This is a genomic window from Acetobacter sicerae (genome assembly GCF_011516765.1).
Classification (GTDB): Bacteria; Pseudomonadota; Alphaproteobacteria; order Acetobacterales; family Acetobacteraceae; genus Acetobacter; species Acetobacter sicerae.
The window spans coordinates 418,597-440,904 of record NZ_JAAABN010000001.1 but is presented as its reverse complement, the minus strand read 5'-3'; the positions used below and the strand labels follow the sequence as shown (position 1 = coordinate 440,904).

The 22,308-nt window shown below is 59.1% G+C and carries 17 protein-coding genes; 7 read left to right on the top strand and 10 right to left on the bottom strand.

Features of this window, described 5'->3' with window-relative positions:
- Nucleotides 1-13: 13 nt before the first annotated feature.
- From tilS to folP, 3 genes are all read left to right on the top strand, one after another.
- On the top strand, nucleotides 14-1,315 hold the full coding sequence (gene tilS / locus GVI59_RS01965) for a tRNA lysidine(34) synthetase TilS (RefSeq protein WP_173572599.1): 1,302 nt from the start codon (nucleotides 14-16) through the stop codon (nucleotides 1,313-1,315).
- A 134-nt stretch (nucleotides 1,316-1,449) separates the two neighbouring features.
- Nucleotides 1,450-3,372, top strand: coding sequence for an ATP-dependent zinc metalloprotease FtsH (gene ftsH / locus GVI59_RS01960; RefSeq protein WP_173572745.1), 1,923 nt, complete (start codon nucleotides 1,450-1,452; stop codon nucleotides 3,370-3,372).
- A gap of 95 nt (nucleotides 3,373-3,467) precedes the next feature.
- Nucleotides 3,468-4,499, top strand: a complete 1,032-nt coding sequence (gene folP, locus GVI59_RS01955; protein WP_173572598.1) for a dihydropteroate synthase — start codon at nucleotides 3,468-3,470, stop codon at nucleotides 4,497-4,499.
- Nucleotides 4,500-4,509: 10 nt separating this feature from the next.
- Here folP and cysE read toward each other — a convergent pair whose 3' ends face one another.
- The 7 genes from cysE to GVI59_RS01925 all read right to left on the bottom strand — a co-directional run bounded on the left by cysE (nucleotide 4,510) and on the right by GVI59_RS01925 (nucleotide 11,851).
- Nucleotides 4,510-5,328: a serine O-acetyltransferase gene (gene cysE / locus GVI59_RS01950; RefSeq protein WP_173572597.1), complete on the bottom strand. Its 819-nt coding sequence runs from the start codon at nucleotides 5,326-5,328 to the stop codon at nucleotides 4,510-4,512.
- A gap of 90 nt (nucleotides 5,329-5,418) precedes the next feature.
- On the bottom strand, nucleotides 5,419-6,795 hold the full coding sequence (locus GVI59_RS01945; protein WP_173572596.1) for an MFS transporter: 1,377 nt from the start codon (nucleotides 6,793-6,795) through the stop codon (nucleotides 5,419-5,421).
- 127 nt (nucleotides 6,796-6,922) lie between these two features.
- Entirely contained in the window at nucleotides 6,923-7,069 is a 147-nt protein-coding gene (locus GVI59_RS01940) for a hypothetical protein (protein WP_173572595.1), read from the bottom strand.
- 215 nt (nucleotides 7,070-7,284) lie between these two features.
- Nucleotides 7,285-7,431 (bottom strand): hypothetical protein, encoded by a 147-nt coding sequence (locus GVI59_RS18940; RefSeq protein ID WP_242012868.1) that lies wholly within the window; start codon nucleotides 7,429-7,431, stop codon nucleotides 7,285-7,287.
- Between the two features lie 93 nt (nucleotides 7,432-7,524).
- Entirely contained in the window at nucleotides 7,525-8,484 is a 960-nt protein-coding gene (locus GVI59_RS01935; protein WP_338422049.1) for an MFS transporter, read from the bottom strand.
- Between the two features lie 8 nt (nucleotides 8,485-8,492).
- Nucleotides 8,493-9,404, bottom strand: coding sequence for a TauD/TfdA dioxygenase family protein (locus GVI59_RS01930; RefSeq protein WP_173572594.1), 912 nt, complete (start codon nucleotides 9,402-9,404; stop codon nucleotides 8,493-8,495).
- 41 nt (nucleotides 9,405-9,445) lie between these two features.
- Nucleotides 9,446-11,851 (bottom strand): TonB-dependent receptor, encoded by a 2,406-nt coding sequence (locus GVI59_RS01925; protein WP_173572593.1) that lies wholly within the window; start codon nucleotides 11,849-11,851, stop codon nucleotides 9,446-9,448.
- A 33-nt stretch (nucleotides 11,852-11,884) separates the two neighbouring features.
- Between GVI59_RS01925 and GVI59_RS01920 the strand changes: the two genes are divergently transcribed.
- The 4 genes from GVI59_RS01920 to groL all read left to right on the top strand — a co-directional run bounded on the left by GVI59_RS01920 (nucleotide 11,885) and on the right by groL (nucleotide 15,467).
- Nucleotides 11,885-12,133 carry a hypothetical protein gene (locus GVI59_RS01920; RefSeq protein WP_173572592.1) on the top strand — a complete coding sequence of 83 codons (249 nt, stop codon included), beginning with the start codon at nucleotides 11,885-11,887 and terminating at the stop codon, nucleotides 12,131-12,133.
- A 47-nt stretch (nucleotides 12,134-12,180) separates the two neighbouring features.
- Entirely contained in the window at nucleotides 12,181-13,128 is a 948-nt protein-coding gene (locus tag GVI59_RS01915) for a LysR family transcriptional regulator (protein ID WP_194298969.1), read from the top strand.
- 345 nt (nucleotides 13,129-13,473) lie between these two features.
- On the top strand, nucleotides 13,474-13,767 hold the full coding sequence (locus tag GVI59_RS01910) for a co-chaperone GroES (RefSeq protein ID WP_077812914.1): 294 nt from the start codon (nucleotides 13,474-13,476) through the stop codon (nucleotides 13,765-13,767).
- Between the two features lie 56 nt (nucleotides 13,768-13,823).
- Nucleotides 13,824-15,467: a chaperonin GroEL gene (gene groL, locus GVI59_RS01905; RefSeq protein ID WP_173572591.1), complete on the top strand. Its 1,644-nt coding sequence runs from the start codon at nucleotides 13,824-13,826 to the stop codon at nucleotides 15,465-15,467.
- 587 nt (nucleotides 15,468-16,054) lie between these two features.
- Here the strand turns inward: groL and GVI59_RS01900 are convergent.
- From GVI59_RS01900 to GVI59_RS01890, 3 genes are all read right to left on the bottom strand, one after another.
- Nucleotides 16,055-16,882 (bottom strand): hypothetical protein, encoded by an 828-nt coding sequence (locus tag GVI59_RS01900; protein WP_173572590.1) that lies wholly within the window; start codon nucleotides 16,880-16,882, stop codon nucleotides 16,055-16,057.
- Entirely contained in the window at nucleotides 16,875-21,428 is a 4,554-nt protein-coding gene (locus GVI59_RS01895) for an AAA family ATPase (RefSeq protein WP_173572589.1), read from the bottom strand. Before GVI59_RS01895 ends, GVI59_RS01900 begins: the two co-directional genes overlap by 8 nt.
- Nucleotides 21,429-21,503: 75 nt before the next feature.
- Complete coding sequence (locus GVI59_RS01890; RefSeq protein ID WP_173572588.1) at nucleotides 21,504-22,127, bottom strand: thioredoxin domain-containing protein; 624 nt, start codon at nucleotides 22,125-22,127, stop codon at nucleotides 21,504-21,506.
- Nucleotides 22,128-22,308: the final 181 nt, after the last annotated feature.

Here is a 22,308-nt window from a genome sequence, read left to right as displayed (position 1 = left end):
GAGTAAGCCCACGATGACCGGTCTGCCGGGAGAACGGGATTCTTCTGTGTTCACCGGTCTGGCTACTGTTTCGCGAGCCGATTTCCAGACCATCATGCGCAGGCTGGGACCATGGCTGCCGGACGTGCCCGACGCGCCGCCAGTGGCGCTGGCTGTCTCTGGGGGCGGCGATTCTATCGCGCTGGCGTGGCTCGCGGCGTCCTGGCACAGGCGGCTGATCGCCTTTGTGGTGGACCACGGGCTGCGTCCCGAATTTGCGGATGAAGCCGCAAGTGCGCTGAAAACCCTTTCCGAACTGGGAATACCCGCTGAACTGCTCAAGGTCAGGAATCTCCCTTACGGGCCGGCTCTGGCCCGGCGGGCACGGGACGCCCGCTATGAAGTGCTTATTGATGCCTGTCGTCGGGCGGGAGCAGTCGATCTGCTTGTCGCTCATCAGGCCGACGATCAGGCAGAGACCGTGGCGATGAGACAGAGGCGGGGAAGCGGCGCAGGTCTGTCGGGTATGGCGTGGGTCTCCGAGCGTGCGGATATCCGGATTGTCCGCCCTTTGCTCGGTTATTCCCGGGAGACCCTCCGTAATACGCTTCGTCAGGCAGGGCTTGGCTGGTGTGATGATCCCTCCAATGAGAATGAACGCGCCGAACGGGTAAGGGTCAGAAAACAGCTCGAACCGGTGGAAAAGCAGGCATTGTTACGACGGGCCGAAAAGGCTGCCGAGGAGCGCATCTCTCAGGAGAGAGCGATCATCCATGAACTGATGCAGACACAGTGTCTGATGTCGTGGGGATGGGCTGCGCTCGGGGAAACACTGCCATCTGCGGACGTTCTGGCTGCATTGATTCGCTGCATTGGAGGAAGCGATTATCTTCCTCCGCTGGCTGCGATAGAGAAGCTTCGTGAAAAAAAGCTGCCGGGCACTCTTGGCGGTGTGCGGTTGCTGTGGGGAAAGGCTGGTGGGGACCGTCGGGATCAGTGGTTGCTCATACGGGAAGTGGCAGCCATGCAGCCTCCGGTTCCCGCCGGTGAAGATCAGTGCTGGGACAGGCGGTTTGTCCTCCGATACTCCGGAAAGAGCATGCCTGCCGGTCTCACGATGGGGGCCGCAGGGGCCGGATTATCCCGTAAAGACCGTGCAGGTCTGCCTGCCGCGCTGACAGCGACACTGCCTGCGCTCTGGAAAGACGGACAGCGCCTGTGTGTGCCGCATCTGGGTATTGGCGATCAGAAACTGCTCGCAGATATGGCGTTTGATTTTTCGCCGCCGTCGCCCGTGACGGCAACTTTCCGCTGGATGAACACATATTTAACCTGAGGGCCACTTTCATGCAGGGTGCAAAGACCCAATGTCAGCATGAACAGGATTGCATTCGTCGCGTGAAACCGGTCTCATGAGACCAGCGCCACAGGAACGGACGCGTATAGGAACAGTATGGAACGGATGTCGTGATCAATAATTTTGGACGTAACCTGGCCCTCTGGGTCTGCATCATTGTTCTGCTGTTGTTCCTGTTCAACATGTTCCAGCCTACCGGGACGCAGCATGCCGCACAGCAGATCGCCTATTCCGACTTCATCGGTGATGTCGATAAGGGCGAGGTGCGCTCGGTTGTCATTCAGGAACACAATATTTCCGGCACACTGACCAACGGTACCTCCTTCGAGACCTATGCGCCTCAGGATACCGGCCTTGTGTCCCGTCTGACGGGCAAAGGCGTGGAAGTGGTCGCAAAGCCGCTGGAGGCGGAAGGCAATCCGTTCCTGCGGATCGTGCTGAACTGGTTCCCGTTCCTTCTGGTGGGTGCGGTCTGGCTGTTCATGATGCGTCAGATGCAGTCGGGCGGTGGTCGGGCCATGGGCTTCGGCAAGTCCCGCGCACGCATGCTGACGGAAAAGCAGGGACGGGTGACCTTTGCTGATGTCGCCGGCATCGAGGAAGCCAAGGGTGAACTTGAGGAAATTGTCGAATTTCTGAAGGATCCCCAGAAGTTCACGCGTCTCGGCGGCAAGATCCCCAAGGGTGTTCTGCTTGTCGGGCCTCCGGGCACAGGTAAGACGCTGCTGGCGCGTGCGATTGCAGGCGAAGCCAACGTTCCGTTCTTCACCATTTCCGGCTCCGATTTTGTGGAAATGTTCGTGGGTGTTGGCGCGTCGCGTGTCCGCGACATGTTCGAGCAGGGCAAGAAAGCTGCTCCCTGCATCATCTTCATCGATGAAATTGACGCCGTCGGTCGCCACCGTGGCGCCGGTCTCGGCGGCGGCAATGACGAGCGTGAGCAGACCCTCAACCAGATGCTGGTCGAGATGGACGGGTTCGAGAGCAATGAGGGCGTGATCCTCATCGCTGCGACCAACCGTCCTGACGTGCTTGATCCCGCGCTGCTGCGTCCGGGCCGCTTTGACCGTCAGGTCGTTGTGCCGAACCCGGATGTGAACGGTCGTGAGCAGATTCTGCGCGTGCACATGCGCAAGGTGCCGCTGGCCTCCGATGTTGATCCGAAAGTCATCGCACGTGGCACGCCGGGCTTCTCCGGCGCCGATCTGGCCAACCTGGTCAACGAGGCGGCGCTACTGGCCGCGCGTCAGGGCAAGCGCACCGTCGCGATGCTGGAGTTCGAGAACGCCAAGGACAAGGTGCTCATGGGCACAGAGCGTCGCTCGCTGGTGATGAGCGACGACGAGAAGAAGATGACGGCCTATCACGAAGGCGGTCATGCGCTCGTCTCCATTCTGACGCACGGTACGGACCCGGTTCACAAGGCCACCATCATTCCGCGTGGGCGCGCTCTGGGCATGGTGATGAGCCTGCCGGAAGGGGATCGCTACTCCAAGAGCCGTGCGAAATGTGTGGCCGAGCTGGATCTGGCCATGGGTGGTCGCGCCGCTGAAGAAATCATTTTTGGCCCGGACAACGTGACCAGTGGCGCATCCGGTGACATCAAGATGGCCACCGATCAGGCGCGCCGGATGGTCACGGAATGGGGCATGAGCGACAAGATGGGCATGATCGCTTATGGCGATAATGGTCAGGAAGTGTTCCTTGGTCACTCCGTGACGCAGAACAAGAACATCTCGGAAGAGACGGCGCGTGACATTGATGGCGAGGTCAAAAAGCTGATTGATTCCGCTTATGACCGCGCCCGGACACTGCTGATCGAACACATCGATGAACTGCACCGTCTGGCGGAAGCGCTGCTTGAGTATGAAACGCTGAGCGGTGAGGAAATCCGTCAGATCCTGCGCGGTGAGCCAATCGAACGGGTTGTGGTCGATGACGCGATGCCGGAAAACCGGCGCTCCTCGGTTCCGCCGGTGATTGGTAAGCCAACAGCTCCGCCTTCTCTGGGGGATGCTTCTCCGCAGCCCGGCTAACCCCGGTTGCTTCCATCAAGGCGAGGGCTTTCTGTCCTCGCCTTTTTTTATGCCTGATTTATACAGAGGTCAGCCTGAACCGGACGGAGTGACCGATGGATACCGCGCGCCTTATCGAGCCTGTCGGTCTTGTGCATGGACCGGCTGCCGACGCTGCGGTCAAAACCGGGGTGGCTCTTCCTCTGGCTGGCGGCGGAACAGCCTTCACGCTTGTAAGGCTCATTGAGGGCGACAGGATTTCCGACCTGTTTCCTGTCGAGCGCATTCCCGGCGGCTGGCAGATGGAGCTGAACCGCATCACGGCGCGTCCTTCCGATGCGGGTTTGCCGTCCGGTTCCCTTGTGATGGGTATCCTCAATGTCACACCGGACAGTTTCAGTGATGGCGGACGCTATGTGGATCCCGCCATTGCCGTCGGCCATGCTGAAAAGCTGATCCGTAATGGGGCGCGTATTCTGGACATCGGCGCAGAAAGCACGCGTCCCGGTTCCGCACCTGTCTCAGTTGAAGAAGAATGGGCAAGGCTCCGGCCGCTGCTGCTGGAAATGTCGCGCCGTGGTGCCTGCATTTCCGTTGATACCCGTAACGCACGAACCATGGAGGCCGCGCTGGATGCAGGAGCCAGCCTGATCAATGACGTGACGGCGCTTGCGCATGATCCAGAGGCGCTTCCTCTTCTGGCGAGCCGCACCTGTCCGGTTGCACTGATGCATATGCGTGGCACGCCCGAAACGATGGGCAGTCTTACGACCTATGGGGATGTGGCGATTGATGTGGTGCGGGAGCTTGGCGACAGAATGACCGCTGCGGAAAAGGTCGGCATTTCCCGTGACCGTATGATCGTGGATCCGGGAATTGGTTTTGCAAAAACTACTGAACAGAATGCCGAACTGATTCGCAGGCTACCTCTGTTCGCCAATCTCGGTTGCCGCGTGCTGCTTGGCACATCCCGAAAGCGCATGATCGGCGCACTTGCGGGGGTGAGTGAAGCAGGCTCCCGTGATCCGGGAACGATCGCGTCGTCATTGCCTGGACTGGCTCTGTGCGACACGATCCTGCGGGTGCATGACTGCGCCGGAATGACTCAGGCCATGCGGGTATGGGAAGGAGTTTTCTCCCCAGCCTGATCCCTGAGGATCAGATGATGTAATCAATCGGAGGCAATGTCTGATCCATGGTCAGGGACGGCATTTCCTTGAGGCGCGTTCCCACTTTCCGCGCAGGGTTGCCCACGACCGTAGTATAGGGAGGGACGGCTTCCAGAACGATGGAACCGGCTCCCACCTTGGCGCCTTCTCCAACTTCAATCGCTCCCAGCACCTTGGCTCCGGCGCCGATCAGCACACCCCGACGGATTCTCGGGTGGCGATCGCCAGCGTGCTTGCCGGTGCCGCCCAGTGTCACGCCCTGAAGCAACGAGACATCGTTTTCAATGATGGATGTTTCTCCTACCACGATGCCGGTGCCGTGATCGAACAGGATGCGCCGTCCCAGTGAGGCGGCGGGATGAATGTCGACCGCGAACAGTTCGGACGCCCGGCTCTGGAGATGTTGCGCAAGGTGACGTCGGTTGCCGTGCCAGAGCCAATGGGCCACCCGATAGCACTGGACGGCGTGGAAGCCCTTGAAGAACAGGAAAGGCGTCACGTAGTCGGGGCAGGCGGGGTCACGGTCACGGATGGCCTGAAGGTCGGCGGCTCCTGCGGCGATCGTATCAGGTGTGTCGCCGTAGCACTCAAGCACGAGGCTGGTCAGTTGCTCGATGCTCACATAATGATCGCCGAGCTTGCGCCCGATCAGGGCCGCCATGGCTGTGGCGAAACTGGAATGGTTCTTGATGCCCGTGGAAAGCAGCCCCATCACAAGCGGATCGCAGCAGACCTGGGATTCCTGAACCATCTGCTTCCACAGGCTGTTCAGGTTGATGGGAGCCTCTGCTGTGTCAGAATGTGTCATCTATAAAACGATCCATTGAGTGGGCGGCAGAAGCAACCGTCTGAGGTAAGTGGAATTTTACAGACAGCACCGGCAGACCGCAACGAAGGGTTATTTTCGACGGCTGACCATGCGCGAGGCGCTCAGCAGGGCCGCGACACCTGCGCAGAAGGCGGCTCCGTCAAGACAGACGAGGCTGCCGCCTACCGGGACGAGGCGCAGGATAAGGGCTGTTCCAATACCGCCGAAGGTCTGCCCGCTCTGACGGGAGACCTGCACCATGCCGCTCGCTCCACCTTCACGTCCGGCTGTGGCGGTCAGCAGCATCGCCCGGTTGTTGGGAACCTGAAAGACGCCAAATCCGAAACCGGCGACACCGATACGCCAGGCGACATCGAAAGCGGTGGGTGAGGCTGGCAGAAAGCGCAGGGCGAGAAAGCCGATCATGGCGCAGATCAGGCCGATCGAGGAAAGGATTCCTGCCGGAATTTTATCGGCGATACGGCGGGTGACGGAGGCGGAAACGATCAGCCCGAACGCCCAGGGCGTCATCAGCAGCCCTGTGGAGGTTGCGGTCCATCCATAATGATCGTGGAGAGTGAAGGGCATGGAAATCATGAACAGATTCGAGCCGATATAGCCGATGATTCCGACGATAAAGGCTATTCTGAACCCGATGCCGCGTAGAAGATCGACGGGCAGAATGGGCTGAAGACTTCCGGACTCCTTGCGGATAAGGCTGCCCATTGCCGCCACACCGACAACCAGCATGGCGCAGGCGAGCATGGCGCCGTCGGAATGCGCGACGGAATTGCCGCCAAGACCCAGCGCGGTGACTGCGACGATGCAGAGCACCGCTCCAATAGGGTCCGGCATCTCTTTCTGACGGGGCGTGACCGGCAGGGAGGACGCCGCAAGCACAAATGTCAGTGCGCCAATGGGCAGATTGATCCAGAACAGCCACGGCCAGTGCGCCACCGCCAGAATCATGCCCGCAACGGTCGGACCAAGAGCCATGCCCACACCAACGACCAGTGTGTTCACGGCGACGCCTTTTCCGAGTTCCTCAACGGGATAAATGAAGCGGATCAGGGCGGAGACGACGCCCAGCATGGAAGCCGCTCCAAACCCCTGTATGGCGCGTGCGATGGTCAGCACTGGCAGGCTTGGCGCAAGAGCGCATCCGACTGAGGAGATGATAAAAAGAGCAATCCCCATCATGCACATGCGTGCATAACCGATCCACGCGCCAGCAGCGGCCAGAGGCAACAGCGATGACAGGCTGGCCAGCTGATAGGCGTTCACAACCCAGACCGTGTCGGAAGCGGAACTGTGCAGGTCGGCGCCGATGTCGGGAAGCGCAATATTGGCGATCGCGTAGTCGATCTGCGCCAGTAGGACGGCGAGGCAGACTGCCGTCATCGCCTTGAGACGCGCTGCACCGTAAAGGCCGGTCACCGGGGAGTGTGTGGGCTCTGAAACAGTCATCCCGTTGACCTTATCCACATCGGCAGGATTCTCAGAACAGGACAACGTCTGGAAAGCGATTGATATCTATCACAGACGGGTGACTGTCGCCCTGTCCGGGATGTCAGGGGAGACGGCAGAGAGGAGATCAGTGCTTCACCGACTTGAGGCCATCCTTGTAGCCGAGCGCTTCCCACTGCTGCTGCTGAGTGAGGTGATGATTGGAGGAGCCCCCGAACCAGGAACAGCCGGAAAGAATGAGGCTACAAAAGCCCAGAAACAGAGCGCGGTGCATGATCCCTGACATGATTTCAGTTTGCGATTCGCATGAAGGATGTACCAGAAACGCTTCGGAAGCGAGAGACCGCGCGTATTCCGGAGGCAGGGCGAGGCGTTGAGTCGATGTCTCAGGTCTTCATCTTCCCGAATGAAGGGGAAGGATAGGTCTTTCAGGCTCCTTGACCGCCACTCAAGCGGATCCGTCATAAGTGGCAAAGCGCATCGCCTGCTTTATTCCCCGCTTCCGACACGGGAGTGAACAAGAGGGCGAAGGAGCAGGAATGCTCCGACGCACGAGATGAGCCCCAGCGGACCAACCAGAACATAGCTTCCCAGCCATTGTGCGATCGCGCCGGTGACGAGAGAACCTGCGGCCATGTTCACAATCCAGGCTGACGAACACAGCACGGAAAGACGACCACCTGCATCGATCTGATAAGCGACGCTGAGTATGAGCGGATAGGCGATCAGCTAACTGACATTGAAAACGATAAGAGCGATGGCGAAACCTGCTTCATTGGAGACGAGCGTGAGTGCGGCGCATGACAGTCCACAGATGAGCAGCGCGACAGGCAGGCTCCATCGGCGCGGGATACGCGGCGCAAGAACGCCGAAGACAGTGTTGCTCACTGCGCAGGCAAGTGTCGCAATGCTCTGATATCGTCCGTAAATGACCGCCGATATACCGATTTCATGGGCGGCGCGTTCGATGAAAGGCCATAGCGCCAGACTGCCGAAACTGAACAGGGAGATCGCTATCAGGACAATCCGACCGTTATTTTTCAGGTGGTTCCATTGGATTGGTGTCTGAAAAGCTGGCGCGTTCGGTCGGTCAGGCAGGAGACTTCCACCTGCGATGGTGAACAGCACGGCCAGAACTGCAAGCATGATAAACATACCGGGCGTGCCGTGGTGTGTTCCAACGACAGGCAAGGCGAGATTGATCAGGGTGTAGACGATCGTCTGGACAGCCAGACCTATGGAAATCGCACGAGTGGGGCTGTCCGTGCGGGCCGCCGTCAGGTTCAGCGCCGTATTCGCCAGTCCGAAACCCAGCCCACACGCCGCACGCGTGACCAGAAGCGGGATAAAGCTGTCCAGCAGGGAGGAGGAAAACTGCGCCGCCCCGATCAGGGCTCCTGCCGCAAGCGCCAGTCGTCGGGGACTGAGGCGGACGACATGCGGCGCGATGAACAGCATCGTCGCCGCGTACGCCAGCAATTCCACCATACTCCACACACCCATCTGAAGCGGTGAGAAACCGAACAGGTCGATCAGCCCTCCGATCAGATAGGGAGTGAAATTGTTGCCGAGATGGGCGGTTGCGGTAATGGCTCCGAGAGCCACGACCAGCGCGACCGAAAAGGGAATAGAGACAGTCCTTGTCGGCATAACGCCGGAAACAGGATGCGTGCTGCTGTTTACTGACACGGTCTGTTTCACGCAGCGGGACGAAGCTGACGGCTGTGTCGGCCATCTGTGGAAAGGCTTGGTTCACCACGCAGGGTGAGACGCTGCATCACGCGCGGATAATTACCGTAATCATCCAGCGCATAATGCTGAGTGCTCTGGTTGTCCCAGATGACTACATCTCCCTTTTTCCATTGCCAGCGAACGGTATTTTCCAGACGTGTGATGTGTGTCTGGAAAATATCGAACAGATGTCGTGAGTCAGTGAGAGACAGGTTGGAAAATTTCTTGAAAAATCCGCCAAGGATCAGGGATTTCTCTCCGGAGAGCGGGTGCAGGCGCACCAGAGGCTGTTCTGCTTCATAAACGGAGGCGGCGAACGTCGCATGATAGGCGTCCATTGCCTGATCCGGGCGGGTTTGATTAACGGCATAGTCGTAATCGTTGGAATGTACGGCCCATAGTCCGTCGGCCAGCTGTTTGAGGTGGTCCGGGAGATGTTCGTAGGCTGCGGCTGTGTTGGCCCAGACCGTATCGCCGCCGAATGATGGTACATTGACAGCGCGGAGAATGGAGACGGCGGGATAGGCCGCCAGAAAAGTCATGTCAGTATGCCAGACATTGGCTTTTCCACCATGCTCTGCGCTCAGCTCCAGCAGATGATCGCCTGTCTGTCCCGGCGCGGTGGGATGTCCGACAGGTTCACCCCATTTCCTGCCGAAGGCTGTCTGCGTTGTGGCGTCGACGTGATGCTGGTCCCGAAAGAAGAGAACCTTGTGGTGCGTCAATGCGTCGCGGAGGACCTGAATGGTGTCTGGGCTCAGGTCCGGGGTGAGAGCAAGTTCCTGCACTTCGGCGCCGATGCGCCCTGCGATCGGCCGTAGTTTCAGGTCGGTCGCTACGTTGACGGGGTGAGAGGAAGAAATCGTATTCTGAGTCATGGCTGTTTCCTGCGGAATGAGTGTTCTGAAGGTCGTTGAGATCAGAATTCTGCCTTGATGGAGCCGAAAAACTGCCGTGGAGCGCCAACCATGAAAGACTGGTAGTCGCCGGAAACCGGATTGCCGTTTTCGCCCATCGTCGCGATATATTTCTGGTTGGCCAGATTATAGATGTCGAAGGAAAGCGTTATGTTTTTTACAAATTCAAGATTGCGGTTGTACTGCGCCATCTTGCCGAAATTATACCGCATGCCCAGATTTTCCAGCCAGTAACCGGGCGCTTTCATGTCGCCGACATAGCTGAAATTGCGTTGGCCGAGATATTGGGTGTCGATATGCGCTTCGAACCCGCCATGGCTATAGGACAGGCTGGCTTTGTACATGAAGCGCGGATAGTTGACGATCTGCTGACCATGGGTGGCGTAGCTCACGCCGGCTTCGACAAGGTTGTCACCATAAGTCGCGTGATTATAACTGACGCTGTTATAAAGAGAGACATCACGAAGAAGGCGGACTGTCAGACCGGCATCCACACCGTTCATGGTTACGGACCCGACATTCGCGACCGTCGAGATCGGATTGACGATCGTCCCGGACGTTGTCTGTTGCAGTCGGTTATGAAAATCCGTGTGATAGGCATAAACCGATGCAGACAGGATTTTGTCGAGGTAACGGTATCCCACGGCGTAGTTCCAGTCGGTTTCCGGTTTCAGACCGCCACGGATCTGATTGAACTGGATCTGGGTGACAGCAAAAGGTGAAGCGCCCTGTTTGTAGGCAGCCACCGGGTAGGCTTTCATGTTTTCCGAGATATCGAAAAAGAGCTCGTGATGACGGAGGAAATGCCAGTCTGCGCTGATATGTGGCAGGAAGGCGCGGGCCGTTGTCATGCTGCCAGCGGCGATGGCGTCTGTCCCGGTATAGGACGCATCATTGGCGTTCTGCCCTGCCCGTACTGTCTGCAACAGGGATTTGAAACCGAAATGCAGGGCGAGATTTTCGAGCGCGTGGTAGGTGTCCTGCACGAATGCCGTAAAACTGTTGGAATTAAAGGTCTGTGACCAGAAATCCTGATAGCCATCGGGCAGGGTGCCGAGGGCATTTATGGGCGATCCCTCTCCGAGAAGAGGCTGCTCAATACCGTAACGCCCAATCCGGGTATGGAAGTTTTCGTACCAGACACCGGCGCTGATATCATTGTGGGCGATCGTGTAGATCAGTGCGGATGTGAAACCGTATCTCTGCGTGTTGCTGGCGTTGATCTGCTCAGCCAGCGGCGCTCCGTTGGGCGAAGAGAGATAAGGCGTGGTCCAGCCACCACGTCTATACTGCCCATGGCCATAAATGGTCGTTTTCCAGCGCAGGGCATGTGTCAGGGAGAAATCCGCAGTCAGACCGCCGAGATAATCCCGTTCTGCCGTGACGGCATCGTAATATGACGCATCCCACGGATCCGACATCCGTGAATAACCGGCGGGAATAGCGCCGCCGGGCAGATTGTTGAGGGACTGGGCCAGTCGGTAGGCCTTGGCATAACCGTCGGGGGTTCCGACGAAGTTATCAAGTTTGTAGCCACCATTCTTCAGCATGTCGAAGGACATGTCCTGATAATTGTAGAGATCCTTGTCGGACCAGTCGAAGAAGGTTGAAATCCGGCTGTCTTGCCCAATGGGCTGGAGAAACTTCGCGTTGACCTGTTGCGCGAACTGGTTGCCGCCGCCTTTCCATTTGTCGGTGTTGTTTCTCATGTAGGAGACGTAGAAGCGCGATCCGATCTGGTTCAGATCGCCGCTGTCGACGCGGATGAAGGTGTGATAGGCGGCGTTGCTTCCGAAAGTCTGTGCTGTTGTCAGGTGGCGTTCGTGATTTGGATCAGATGAAAAATATTCAAGTGAACCACCCAGATTTGACGTGCTGGCGACAGATTCCGCTCCTGCGCTCATCGACATGTTGACGCGGCCGACATTTTCAGAGGCGATGGCGGCGGTCGTATTCAGGCCATTGAGAGAGCGGAATTCCTGATCGCCGAGCGGTATGCCATCAAGCGTCATGCCGATCTGGTTCTGCAGGAAGCCGTGCATATAAAATTGGGCGGACCACGTATCCAGACCTTGTGGATCAGCAGACTGGAACATCACGCCCGGACGGGTTGCGAGTACTTTCTGTGGATTTGTGCCCGGCACAGATCTTGCGAGCACTTCTGAGGAAATCGTTTCAGTGACGCCGCGGGCGTAAGAACGTCGTGCGCTGACCGTCAGCAGTTCGGGGTCTTTCTGTTTGACGGATTTCGGGCTGCCAGCCTGTCTGTGCGGTGCAGCGTGCGGTATTCCCCCGCCGCTCTGATGGCCTGTTTTATGGATGGTGTCGGTAGCTGCGACAGCCATGGAGTTGGCTGATACGAGAAAGGCCGTTGCGACCGTACCGTTCAGAAGAAAATGGAATTCCATAGCCACGGGCCTTTTCAGGAAAATACATGCGCGATGATTGCTCGGGCATTGAAGGGGAGAGGAGAGCGAGGCGTGGCGTTATCGACAGACTTCCGCGATATGGATGACGGAGGTGTTTTCCATTTTCTTATGGTGGTTTGTTGTGTGGCATGGATGGCTGTGAGTTTGGGTTTTGAAGTGGAAAACGGCGCTGGAAGTGATGTGAGGCATCGATTTGGTTCCGTAAGGAGCGTGAAATATCACGTCCTGATGGTGTATTTCATTATTAACAACGAAATATGATTGTTTGTGATGTAGTGCGTTTATTATGTGTGATATAACCCTGAATTATGACGCCTTACGTAGTGGAATATGTCCTCGCCCATCTTCGATTGCTGGAGGCTGTTGGCAGGCTGGGTAGTTTCAGCGCCGCCGCCGCTGAACTGGGCGTGACGCAGCCCAATGTCAGTCGGCAGATAGGGCAGATAGAGCGGGTGATTGGCCATGCGCTGTTCACCCGTGGACATCGTGGTGTGGTTTTGACGGAAGCTGGCCGACTGCTGTTCGATGCCGCGACGGAGAGCACCGGACGTATCCGCAACTGTCTGGGAGAGATCGCTGCTACGGCGGCGGGACGCAGGCAGATTGCTGTTGTGACGGATTACGGGTTTGGCGCAACCTGGCTCATGGAGCGCCTGTCAGACTTCGAACGGCTTTGCCCCGATGTGGAAGTCCAGATCGTCACCACGCGGAACCTGTCCGAGACGGCGTCAGGTGATTTTCGACCGGATGTTTCGATTCTGTTTGAGCCCGGCCCCATCAGGGAAGATGATACGGTTTTCCAACGAAAAATGCTTTTTCAGGAAGAAGTCTATCCCGTGTGTGGGCAGGCTTATCTGGATCACCACGGGCCATTCGATAGCTTGGAAGAGATCAGGAAAGCGCATCTTCTGCATCTGAAAGGCGATGGAACCTTGTGGCTGAACTGGGAGAACTGGTTCCGGGATATGGGGCCCGACATCACGCAGATGCGGAGCGGCAGACTGAACGTGTTTCGCTCATTCAGTCATTTTCCGCTTCTCATGCAGTCCGCCTGCCAGAACGAAGGCGTTGCGCTAGGCTGGCGTCCATTGATTGATAAGGCGCTGGAGACCGGGCAACTGGTGAAACTCTGGTCTAGGCCGGTCAAAAGCGAGAACGGCTACGTCCTGACGCTGCATAGGCGGACAGGTAAGGAAGCATCGGCCTTCTATACATGGGTCATCGCTCAGGCAGAGGGCAGTCGTGTTGTCCAATAGGAGACCATCATTCCCGTTGAAGTGTACATTCCTGCCTGCATCAGCCGGAGTGAATGGTGGTTTTCTCCATGAAGCGACGGGGTATTTCCGACAGTCAAATTTAAGGTGAAAATATCCTTATTTTCTTGGCGGAGATTTAAAAAAATCTTTTTAAATTCTTGTGACTGGCACTCTCAGGAGAAAAGTGCCGAAGCTCCTTGACACCCCCTATGGGCGCACCTATCTCCATACATGGCACTCCCGGGGTGGGAGTGCTAACGCACCGCGGCGTAGAGCGCGTGGCACGCGGCGACGTTGCTTTAGAAACGAGGGCGTCGTCCCAAACAGAATGTGGAGCAATCCATAATGACGAAATTCCGTCCCCTGCACGATCGTGTAGTGGTTCGCCGTCTTACAGGCGAAGAAAAGACAGTCGGTGGCATCATCATCCCTGACACGGCCAAAGAAAAGCCGATGGAAGGCGAGGTTGTGTCCGTTGGTCCCGGCGCACGCAACGAACAGGGCCAGATCGTGGCTCTGGATGTGAAGGCTGGTGATCGCGTGCTGTTCGGCAAGTGGTCCGGCACCGAAGTCAAGATCGGTGGTGAAGAGCTGCTGATCATGAAGGAAAGCGACATCATGGGCGTGATCGCCGGCTGATCACCGGCTTCTGATCCCCTTTAAGGTTTCGTTTTCATTTTCAAGGAGAATTCCCAATGGCTGCCAAGGACGTAAAGTTCGGCGGTGAAGCGCGTCAGCGCATGCTGCGTGGTGTCGACATTCTTGCCGACGCCGTAAAAGTGACCCTCGGCCCGAAAGGCCGTAACGTCGTGCTCGACAAGAGTTTCGGCGCGCCCCGTATCACCAAGGACGGTGTGTCGGTCGCAAAAGAGATCGAGCTTGCTGACAAGTTCGAGAACATGGGCGCCCAGATGGTGCGCGAAGTTGCGTCGAAGACCAACGACGTGGCCGGTGACGGCACCACCACGGCTACCGTGCTGGCTCAGGCGATTGTCCGCGAAGGCCACAAGGCCGTTGCCGCAGGCATGAACCCGATGGACCTGAAGCGCGGCATCGACAAGGCTGTTGCCTCTGTCGTTGAAGAGCTGAAGAAGAACGCCAAGAAGGTGACGTCTCCGTCCGAGACGGCGCAGGTCGGCACGATTTCCGCCAACGGCGAGAAAGAGATCGGCGAGATGATCTCGCTGGCCATGCAGAAGGTCGGCTCCGAGGGCGTGATCACGGTTGAGGAAGCCAAGGGCATCCAGACCGAGCTCGACGTCGTTGAGGGCATGCAGTTCGATCGCGGCTACATCTCCCCTTACTTCGTGACCAACGCGGAGAAGATGACGGCTGATCTCGACAACCCGTACATCCTCATCCACGAGAAGAAGCTGTCTTCCCTGCAGCCGATCCTTCCGCTGCTTGAGTCCGTCGTGCAGTCCGGCCGTCCGCTGGTCATCATCGCGGAAGATGTCGATGGTGAGGCTCTGGCCACGCTCGTCGTCAACAAGCTGCGTGGTGGTCTGAAGATCGCTGCCGTGAAGGCTCCGGGCTTCGGTGATCGCCGCAAGGCCATGCTGGAAGACATCGCCATCCTCACCGGTGGTCAGGTCATCAGCGAAGACCTCGGCATCAAGCTTGAGAGTGTTACGCTGCCGATGCTCGGCACGGCGAAGAAGGTGCACATCTCGAAAGAGAACACCACCATCGTCGAGGGTGCTGGCAACGCGGACGACATCAAGGGTCGTTGCAACCAGATCCGCGCTCAGGTCGAGGAAACAACCTCTGACTACGATCGTGAGAAGCTGCAGGAGCGTCTTGCGAAGCTCGCCGGTGGCGTTGCTGTCATCCGCGTCGGTGGTTCCACCGAGGTTGAGGTGAAAGAGCGCAAGGATCGCGTTGACGATGCGCTGCACGCAACCCGCGCTGCTGTCGAAGAAGGCATCGTTCCGGGCGGCGGCACGGCTCTGGCTCGCGCTTCCACGGCTCTCGGCCACCTGCACTACCACAACGAAGACCAGAAGGTCGGCGGCGAAATCATCCGCAAGGCTCTTCAGGCTCCGCTGCGTCAGATCGCGCACAACGCGGGTGAAGACGGCGCTGTCATCGCAGGCAAGGTTCTGGAAAACAGCACCTACACCTTCGGTTTCGACGCGCAGGCTGGTGAATACAAGGACCTCGTCGAGGCCGGTATCATCGACCCGATGAAGGTTGTCCGTACGGCTCTGCAGGATGCAGCTTCGGTTGCCGGTCTGCTGATCACCACGGAAGCCATGGTCGCCGAGCGTCCGGAGAAGAAAGCTCCGCCGATGCCAGGTGGTGGCGGAATGGGTGGCATGGGCGACATGGATTTCTGATCCACTCGTTCAGACACTGTTTCCGGAAGGGGGAGAGCGGTTTCGCTCTCCCTTTTTCTTTATTGGGGTTATGGGTTTTTCCAACGGAAGTACGAAGCCGGGTCTCGTTCGTCGCTCGTTTATTTTAACAGGCTGGGATTGTGAGTTTTTGTCGGGTTTGGGCAAAGCTCTTCGAACAGGTGCGACCCTAGGTAGGCTGCGCCTTATCCAAAGTCCTCGTTGGTACGAGAGAGTGCTTTAGGTTTTAGTCTTTGGGGGACATCCTTCATCGGGATGAGCCGAAAAGCTGCGTTATCAGACAGGTATACAGGCGCGCACGGCCCTGAACTGAAAGTTTCAGACCTCTTGTGATGGAAAGCAGTCAGAAAGGATTTACGGTTGCTTGATCAGGACGACTGACAAGTATGGGGAATGCCGCTCTCTGAAAGCTCATCCATCAGCTGTGTATTGGGCCGCAAATCAGTCACAGCCCAGCAATCGAACCTTGCCGCTCCATGTCTGCGGAGCTGACGCCGCCTTGCAAGACATTTTTAGAAAATTCAGAAGCTGACGCGGTTCACGGCCTTCGCCTGTCAGACCGTATCAGGTCAGATGCCGTCCATCATGCTGGCCAGCCGATCAGGGTGTTCGGTTATGACAATATCCACCGGTTCATCGAGAAGCTTCTGGGTCGCGACAAGATTTGCGCTGGGGTCAGGACTGTAAACGATCACCGCGTCGGCATCGCGATGAGCGGCCGCAAACAGGGAAGAAGACGCGTTGGCAGGCAGATAGAGCGCATAGGGATGGCGTCCCGCCAACAGTTTCGCCTTATGGGCATCCGAAGCGGACTGGACCGGCATCGCCACGACGACGGAGCGGTCAGCCGCCAGAGCGTCATGGGCGGATGTGAGGTCATAGGCCATCAGAACGGCTCTTTTCCTCATGCCGGTTGCGCGGAGTTCCTTCACCACTTCTGTGGCAGGGATTCCACGCAGGGACAGCATGACCAGTTCGTGCCGCTTGTAGGAAAGTTTCAGCGCATCGTGCAGCGGGAGAGAGCTATTCCCCGCGATTGCCAGTTTCCCATCATCATTGCGGACGACATCCAGAGCCACCATTGTCGGCAGACCGGAAGCGTCGAGAATTTCCGGGGTCGGCAGCGGTAGTTTGGCCAGCAGTTTGTCGGTCCGGGATGTTTCATCTGTCGCAGAGGGAAGGGTGGTCGTCGCCGCCTTTCCACTCGCGCAGATGACCAGACCATGATGGATACGGGTCAGCAGTGCGTCAGTGTGAGAGTCGCGCCAGAGCAACCCACCACCGGCAATGGCGATGACAGACAGCCCGACCAGAACATTCCGGCGGCAGGAACGGGTCAGAAAAGATCCCTTCCGTTTCTGGTCGTCCATGGAGTCCTGTATGTCAGGATCAGGCATGAGCCTCTTCCTTTTTACGTTCACCGGCCATGGCGGCAGCCCTGTCGAGATCGACAGACAGCACGCGACTTACGCCGCGTTCCTGCATGGTTACGCCGTAAAGCCGGTCCATATGAGCCATTGTAAGCTGATGATGTGTCACCACTAGAAAGCGTGTTCCTGCTTCGTTGACCATATCGCCAAGCAGCGCACAGAAGCGGCCGACATTGGCGTCATCAAGTGGAGCGTCGACTTCGTCCAATACGCAGATCGGAGCCGGATTGCAGCGAAAGACTGCAAAAATCAGAGATAGGGCCGTCAGAGCCTGTTCGCCACCCGAGAGAAGTGACAATGTGGCAAGCTTCTTGCCCGGGGGCTGGGCATAGATCTCCAAGCCAGCTTGCAACGGATCGTCGCTGCCGACAAGACCCAGATGAGCCCGTCCACCGCCGAACATGCGGGAGAACAGGGACTGGAAGTGATGATCCACCTGCGTGAAGACCGCCATCAGGCGCTCACGCCCCTCCTTGTTGAGGCTCCCGATCGACCCACGCAGCCGGGCGATGGCGGCTTCGATCTCGCCATGCTCACGCCGGATCACCTCAATCTGCTGCTCGGCTTCCTGCGCCTCGATATCGGCACGCAGATTGACCGGGCCAAGCTCTTCCCGCTCCCGGGTCAGGCGGGAAATCTTGCGTCGCAGCCCTGTTTCTGCGGACTCCGTAAGATCCCCGACCGGTGCTGTGGGAGGCTCGGGGGTCTCGGCCAGCAACTGATCGAGAATGGCCTGAGCCTGCTCGCTCTTGCCCTCGCTTCTGAGCAGATTTTCCCGGGCGGTGGCCAATTCGCCTTCAGTCCGCCGCCGCGATTCCTGCGCGTCCTTCAGCCGGTTCTCGGCAGATTCCCTTGCCGCGTTCGCTACCGCAAACTTCTCTTCCGCTTCCATCAGCGTGGCAGCCGTCCGTTCACGGAGCTGTCGCGCCTCGTCGGGAAGAGCTGTCAGGGTTTGATGATCTGCGGACACAGCATCAAAACGCAGCTGGGCTTCTTTCAGCTGCTCCTCGGCGGTAGCCGCCCGGCTGGTCCACTCCGACAGAGAGTCCTGAAGCGCCGTTTCCCGGCTGGTCAGTGTGCCGACCTCAGCGACAAGAGCGGCGCGCATTTCCCGACCAGCCTGCTCCTCACGACGCAGCTCAGAAATCTTTTCACGTAATGTTTCAATCTGGTCTGAAGACTGAGCATCGAGCTCTGTCGCCGCACGAGCCGCTTCGGCAGATTCAAGAGATTGAGCCGCCTCGGTCAGCTCGACTCCGAGCGCAGCCAGACGAGGCTCCGTGGCGGACAGGCGCGAGCGTATCTCCAGCGCCTTTTCCTGCATGGCGCGGTGGGCGGTTTCGCGCTGCGTCATTTCCTGACCAGCCGCCTCAAGCCTCGCTCGGGCGGAGACCGTCGCCTGCTCAGCCTCCTGAGCCGTTGTTTCCGCGTTTTTCAGTGCGGCAGCAGCTGATGCCGGATCGGACGACGCTTCCAGCGCCAGACGGGCCGCTTCGACAGTTTCTTCCGCCTTGGCGCGTTCGGAATCGAGGCGCGCCAGTTCGGGTAGCATGGTCGCGAGACGGGATTCGGCGTTCCCATGGCGCGTCTCGGTTTCCTGCTGCGCCCGCCGTGCCTGCTCAAAGGCGGCATCCGCTTTGCGACGGGTCTCACGTGCAGCAGCTTCCGTCTGCGTCGCTTTCTGGTCGCGGGTTCTGGCTTCATCGTGCGCTGCCCGCAGCACTTCCGGTGCGGGTAGCGCCGTCTGCGTGGCGCGTGCATCCGCGACGGCCTGTCTGGCGGCGGCAAGAGCCTGTGTCGCCCGTTCACATTGCGGGCGTACGGCATCGAGTCTGGCGCGGGCGGCTGCGTGACGGCGGGATGTCTCTGCTTCCGCCGTGCGGACTTTTCCGAGCGCCCCTTCAATGGCGGCGCGGGTCATGCGAGCCGTACGGACCGCTTCGGCCGTCTGATTGCGCGCCTGTGCGGTCTCGGCTGCTTTCTGTTCCGCAGCCGGGAGATTGGCGCCTTTCTCGTCGAAACGAAGCTGCGTTTCCTTCAGAATACGGCGCTGGGCCAGTCTCTGCGCCGCCGCGCTCGGCTGACCGGCGGCAATGCGATAGCCATCCCAACGCCAGAATGCGCCGTCACGCGTGATAAGCGACTGTCCGGCCTGAAGCGCGGAGACGAGCAAATCGCCATCCGCCACGGTCGCCACCAGTCCGGCCTGTCCAAGGGCGCGGGTGAGGGCAGGCGGCACTGAGGCAAGAAGAGATGCGAGGGGCGTCGCTTCCGGTGGCAGAGCTGGCGACGAAGCCAGCGGCCCCAGTGATGACCATGAGCGTGGCGCTTCCGGTGCGACAGAGGAAGCCGGCGCATCCAGTCCTTCTGCCAGCACCGTCGCAATGGCGATTTCCAGCCCGTCGGGAATATCAAGCTGTCCCGAAATAGGGGCGGCTTCGTCTTTCTCGTCCTCAGCGCCAAGAGCCTGTGACAGACCTTCGATCTGCGCTTTCAGACGGGTCAGTTCAGCTTTCAGGGCGCCGAGTGCAGCATCTGCCTCCTGCGCCTCTGTCGCCGCCTGAGTGGCGGCCTCTTCCGCGTTGGCAAGAGCCAGCTCCGCATCGGTCAGGCGCTTTTCTTCCGCCGCACGCGCATTCTGGGCCTGTTCCAGAACAGCATCCGGAACGGCGTTCTGTTCAGCCGAGGTGAGATCCCGGGCAAAAGTCGCAGCTTCCTGTTCCGCACGCCGAAGAGCGGCTTCGGCTGTCTGAACCGCCGCAGCGACCGAGGCGCGGGTGGCGTTGTCTTCCTGCATGCGTCCGCGTGCTTCGACGAGAGCGGCGGAGGCTGCGGCCCGTTCGGTCTCGGCTGCTTCCAGTGCGGCCACAGCCTGTGTTCGCGCGGCCTCGGCATCAGTCACAGCCTGAGCGAGGGCGTTCCTCTGCGTGTCAGGGATCAGTTCGCGCTCTGTCTGTTCCTTGCGCAGAGCCAGTGCGTCCCGGTCCTTACGGAGGCCATTGAGAGTGGCCGTCGCGGTTGCGAGGGCCTTCTCACATTCGATGTGCCGGGTTCTGGTTGTTTCCGCAGCGTTGCGGGCGATGGAAAGGGCGACCTGTGTTTCGGAACGCTTCTGGGCAGCCGCGTCCATTTCTTCCCGGCAGACCGCCAGAGCCGCCGCAGCCTGCTGCACGACAGCTTCCGCCTCAGCAAGCACATCCGGCGCAGGCAGTTCCGCCTGCAAGGCGTCGATCTGCCTTTTCAGCGTGGCATGGTCTTCGGCAAGACGGGTATGGCGCAGGGTCGCAGCCTCAAGAGCTGACTGGGCCTGTTCGGATCGCGTGCGCGCCGCAGTCGCCTCGGCCATCAGGCGCTCCAGTGTTTCAGAAGCGTCCTGCAACGCAGTCTGAAGACCGGTGAGTTGGGCCTCCGCTTCCGCCTGTCTGTCGGGCAGGCTGGCGCGAGCCGCCTGAACTGCCGCCATCTCTTCCTGTAAGCGGGTTAGTGTGGCGGACGCATCCTCAAGCCGGGAACGGGCCGCATCACGATCGGCCTCACTCTGTCTGAGGCGTTCTGTTGCCGCTTCGGCAGCCTGCGCGGCGCGTTGCTCTTCAACCGCCACACCTTCAGCAGCAACCCTCTGACGTTCCAGCGCTGTGCGGGCGAGTTCGGCGGCTTCACGAATGGCCGGAAGCGCCTTGTCGGCTTCATAGTCCGCAAGAACAGCGGTTTCGGAGGCTTCCTCGGCTGCGATCAGGGCGGTGCGGGCCTGCACGGCTGCCAGTCTGGCGCGCTCAACCTGCTGTCGGGCGCGCGCATGGAGCAACGCCAGCAGGGACACTTCGGCGTCGCGCAGATTGGAGGACAGTTCCCGATAGCGGGACGCCTGTTCGGACTGGCCGGTCAATCCTTCAAGGCGGCTTTCCAACTGGGTCCGGAGATCTTCGGCGCGGGTCAGATTGGTCTCGGTGGCGCGGAGCTTGAGTTCGGCTTCATGCCGCCGCGCGTGCAGGCCGGTGATGCCCGCTGCTTCTTCAAGAATGGTGCGCCGCTCTTCAGGGCGGGCGCCGACCAGCATCGCCACGCGACCCTGACTGACCATGGCCGAGGAACGTGCGCCGGAGGCGAGGTCGGCGAACAGGGTCTGCACGTCGCGGGCGCGGATGGCCTTGCTGTTCAGACGGTAATCACTGCCCGAACCACGCTCGGCGCGACGGGACACTTCCAGATCGTCCTGTTCGGCGAATGGACCCGGGCCAAGGCCTTTTGCGTTTTCGAGAACCAGCGTGACTTCAGCGAGGTTACGGGCAGGGCGGTTGGTTGTGCCGGCAAAGATGAGATCGTCCATCTCGCCGCCACGCAGCGAGCGTGCCGAGCTTTCGCCCATGGCCCAGCGCAGGGCTTCCACGACATTGGATTTGCCGCAGCCGTTCGGCCCGACAATTCCGGTCAGACCGGGAAGAATATCCACGGAGACCGGGTCGGCAAAGCTTTTGAAGCCTGCGATACGTAACTGGACGAACCGCGCGCTCATCGGTCCGTCAGCACATGTGGGGAAATGTCAGACATGTCCGGCTCTAGCCGTCACACCGTCAGTCCGGCTGAGGCTTCAGCCGCCAGCCGCGATGACTTTTTTCTCGAACGCATCATAGGTCAGCTCACCCTGACGATAGACCTCGTTATTGAAACGGAAGGCAGGCGTGCTGTCGATCTTGTAGTCTTTTTCGGCGCGGGTCTGTTCGGCGAGAATGGCGTTCTGGAAGGCGACGTCGTTGACGGCCGTGTCGAACTCGGCCGGTGACATGCCAGCAAGACCGGCCATCTTGCGAAGCTGTTCTTCCGGATTGACGTTCTCGCCATAGGCCCAGCGGTCGAGGTTGGAGAAGAGCGATATCATGAACGGCTCATAACGCTCGAGCGGCAGGCTGCGGGCGACCTGAGTCGCCATCAGGGCCGTGCGGTCAAGCGGGAAGTCGCAGAAAACATAGCGGATGCGACCTGTGTCGATCAGCTTCTTGCGGATTTCCGGGAACACATCCAGTTCGAAGCGGGCGCAATGCGGGCAGGTGAAGGAGAACCACTCTTCAACCACCACCTTGGCGTTCGGATTGCCGAAGGCGCGCGGAGCCATTCGCGGGTCTGCCGCATCCGCGGCCAAGGTCTGGCCGATCAGATTCGGGGCGAACGTGGCCGGAACGGCGAGTGCAAGCAGGGCACGGCGTGTAAGCGACATGACATGGAACTCCGCAAAAACAGGGCCACTTAAGAAAACTGCCGGAGGTCATGACCGGTCTCATGGGAGAACGTCAAGCCCGCGCACGTCATCAATAGGCGTGAAATGTTACAAAGTATTGTCGTTGTTCTGGTTTTCGCCGCAATTCTGGGGCAAACTCAGGAAGTTGGTCCTGCTACGG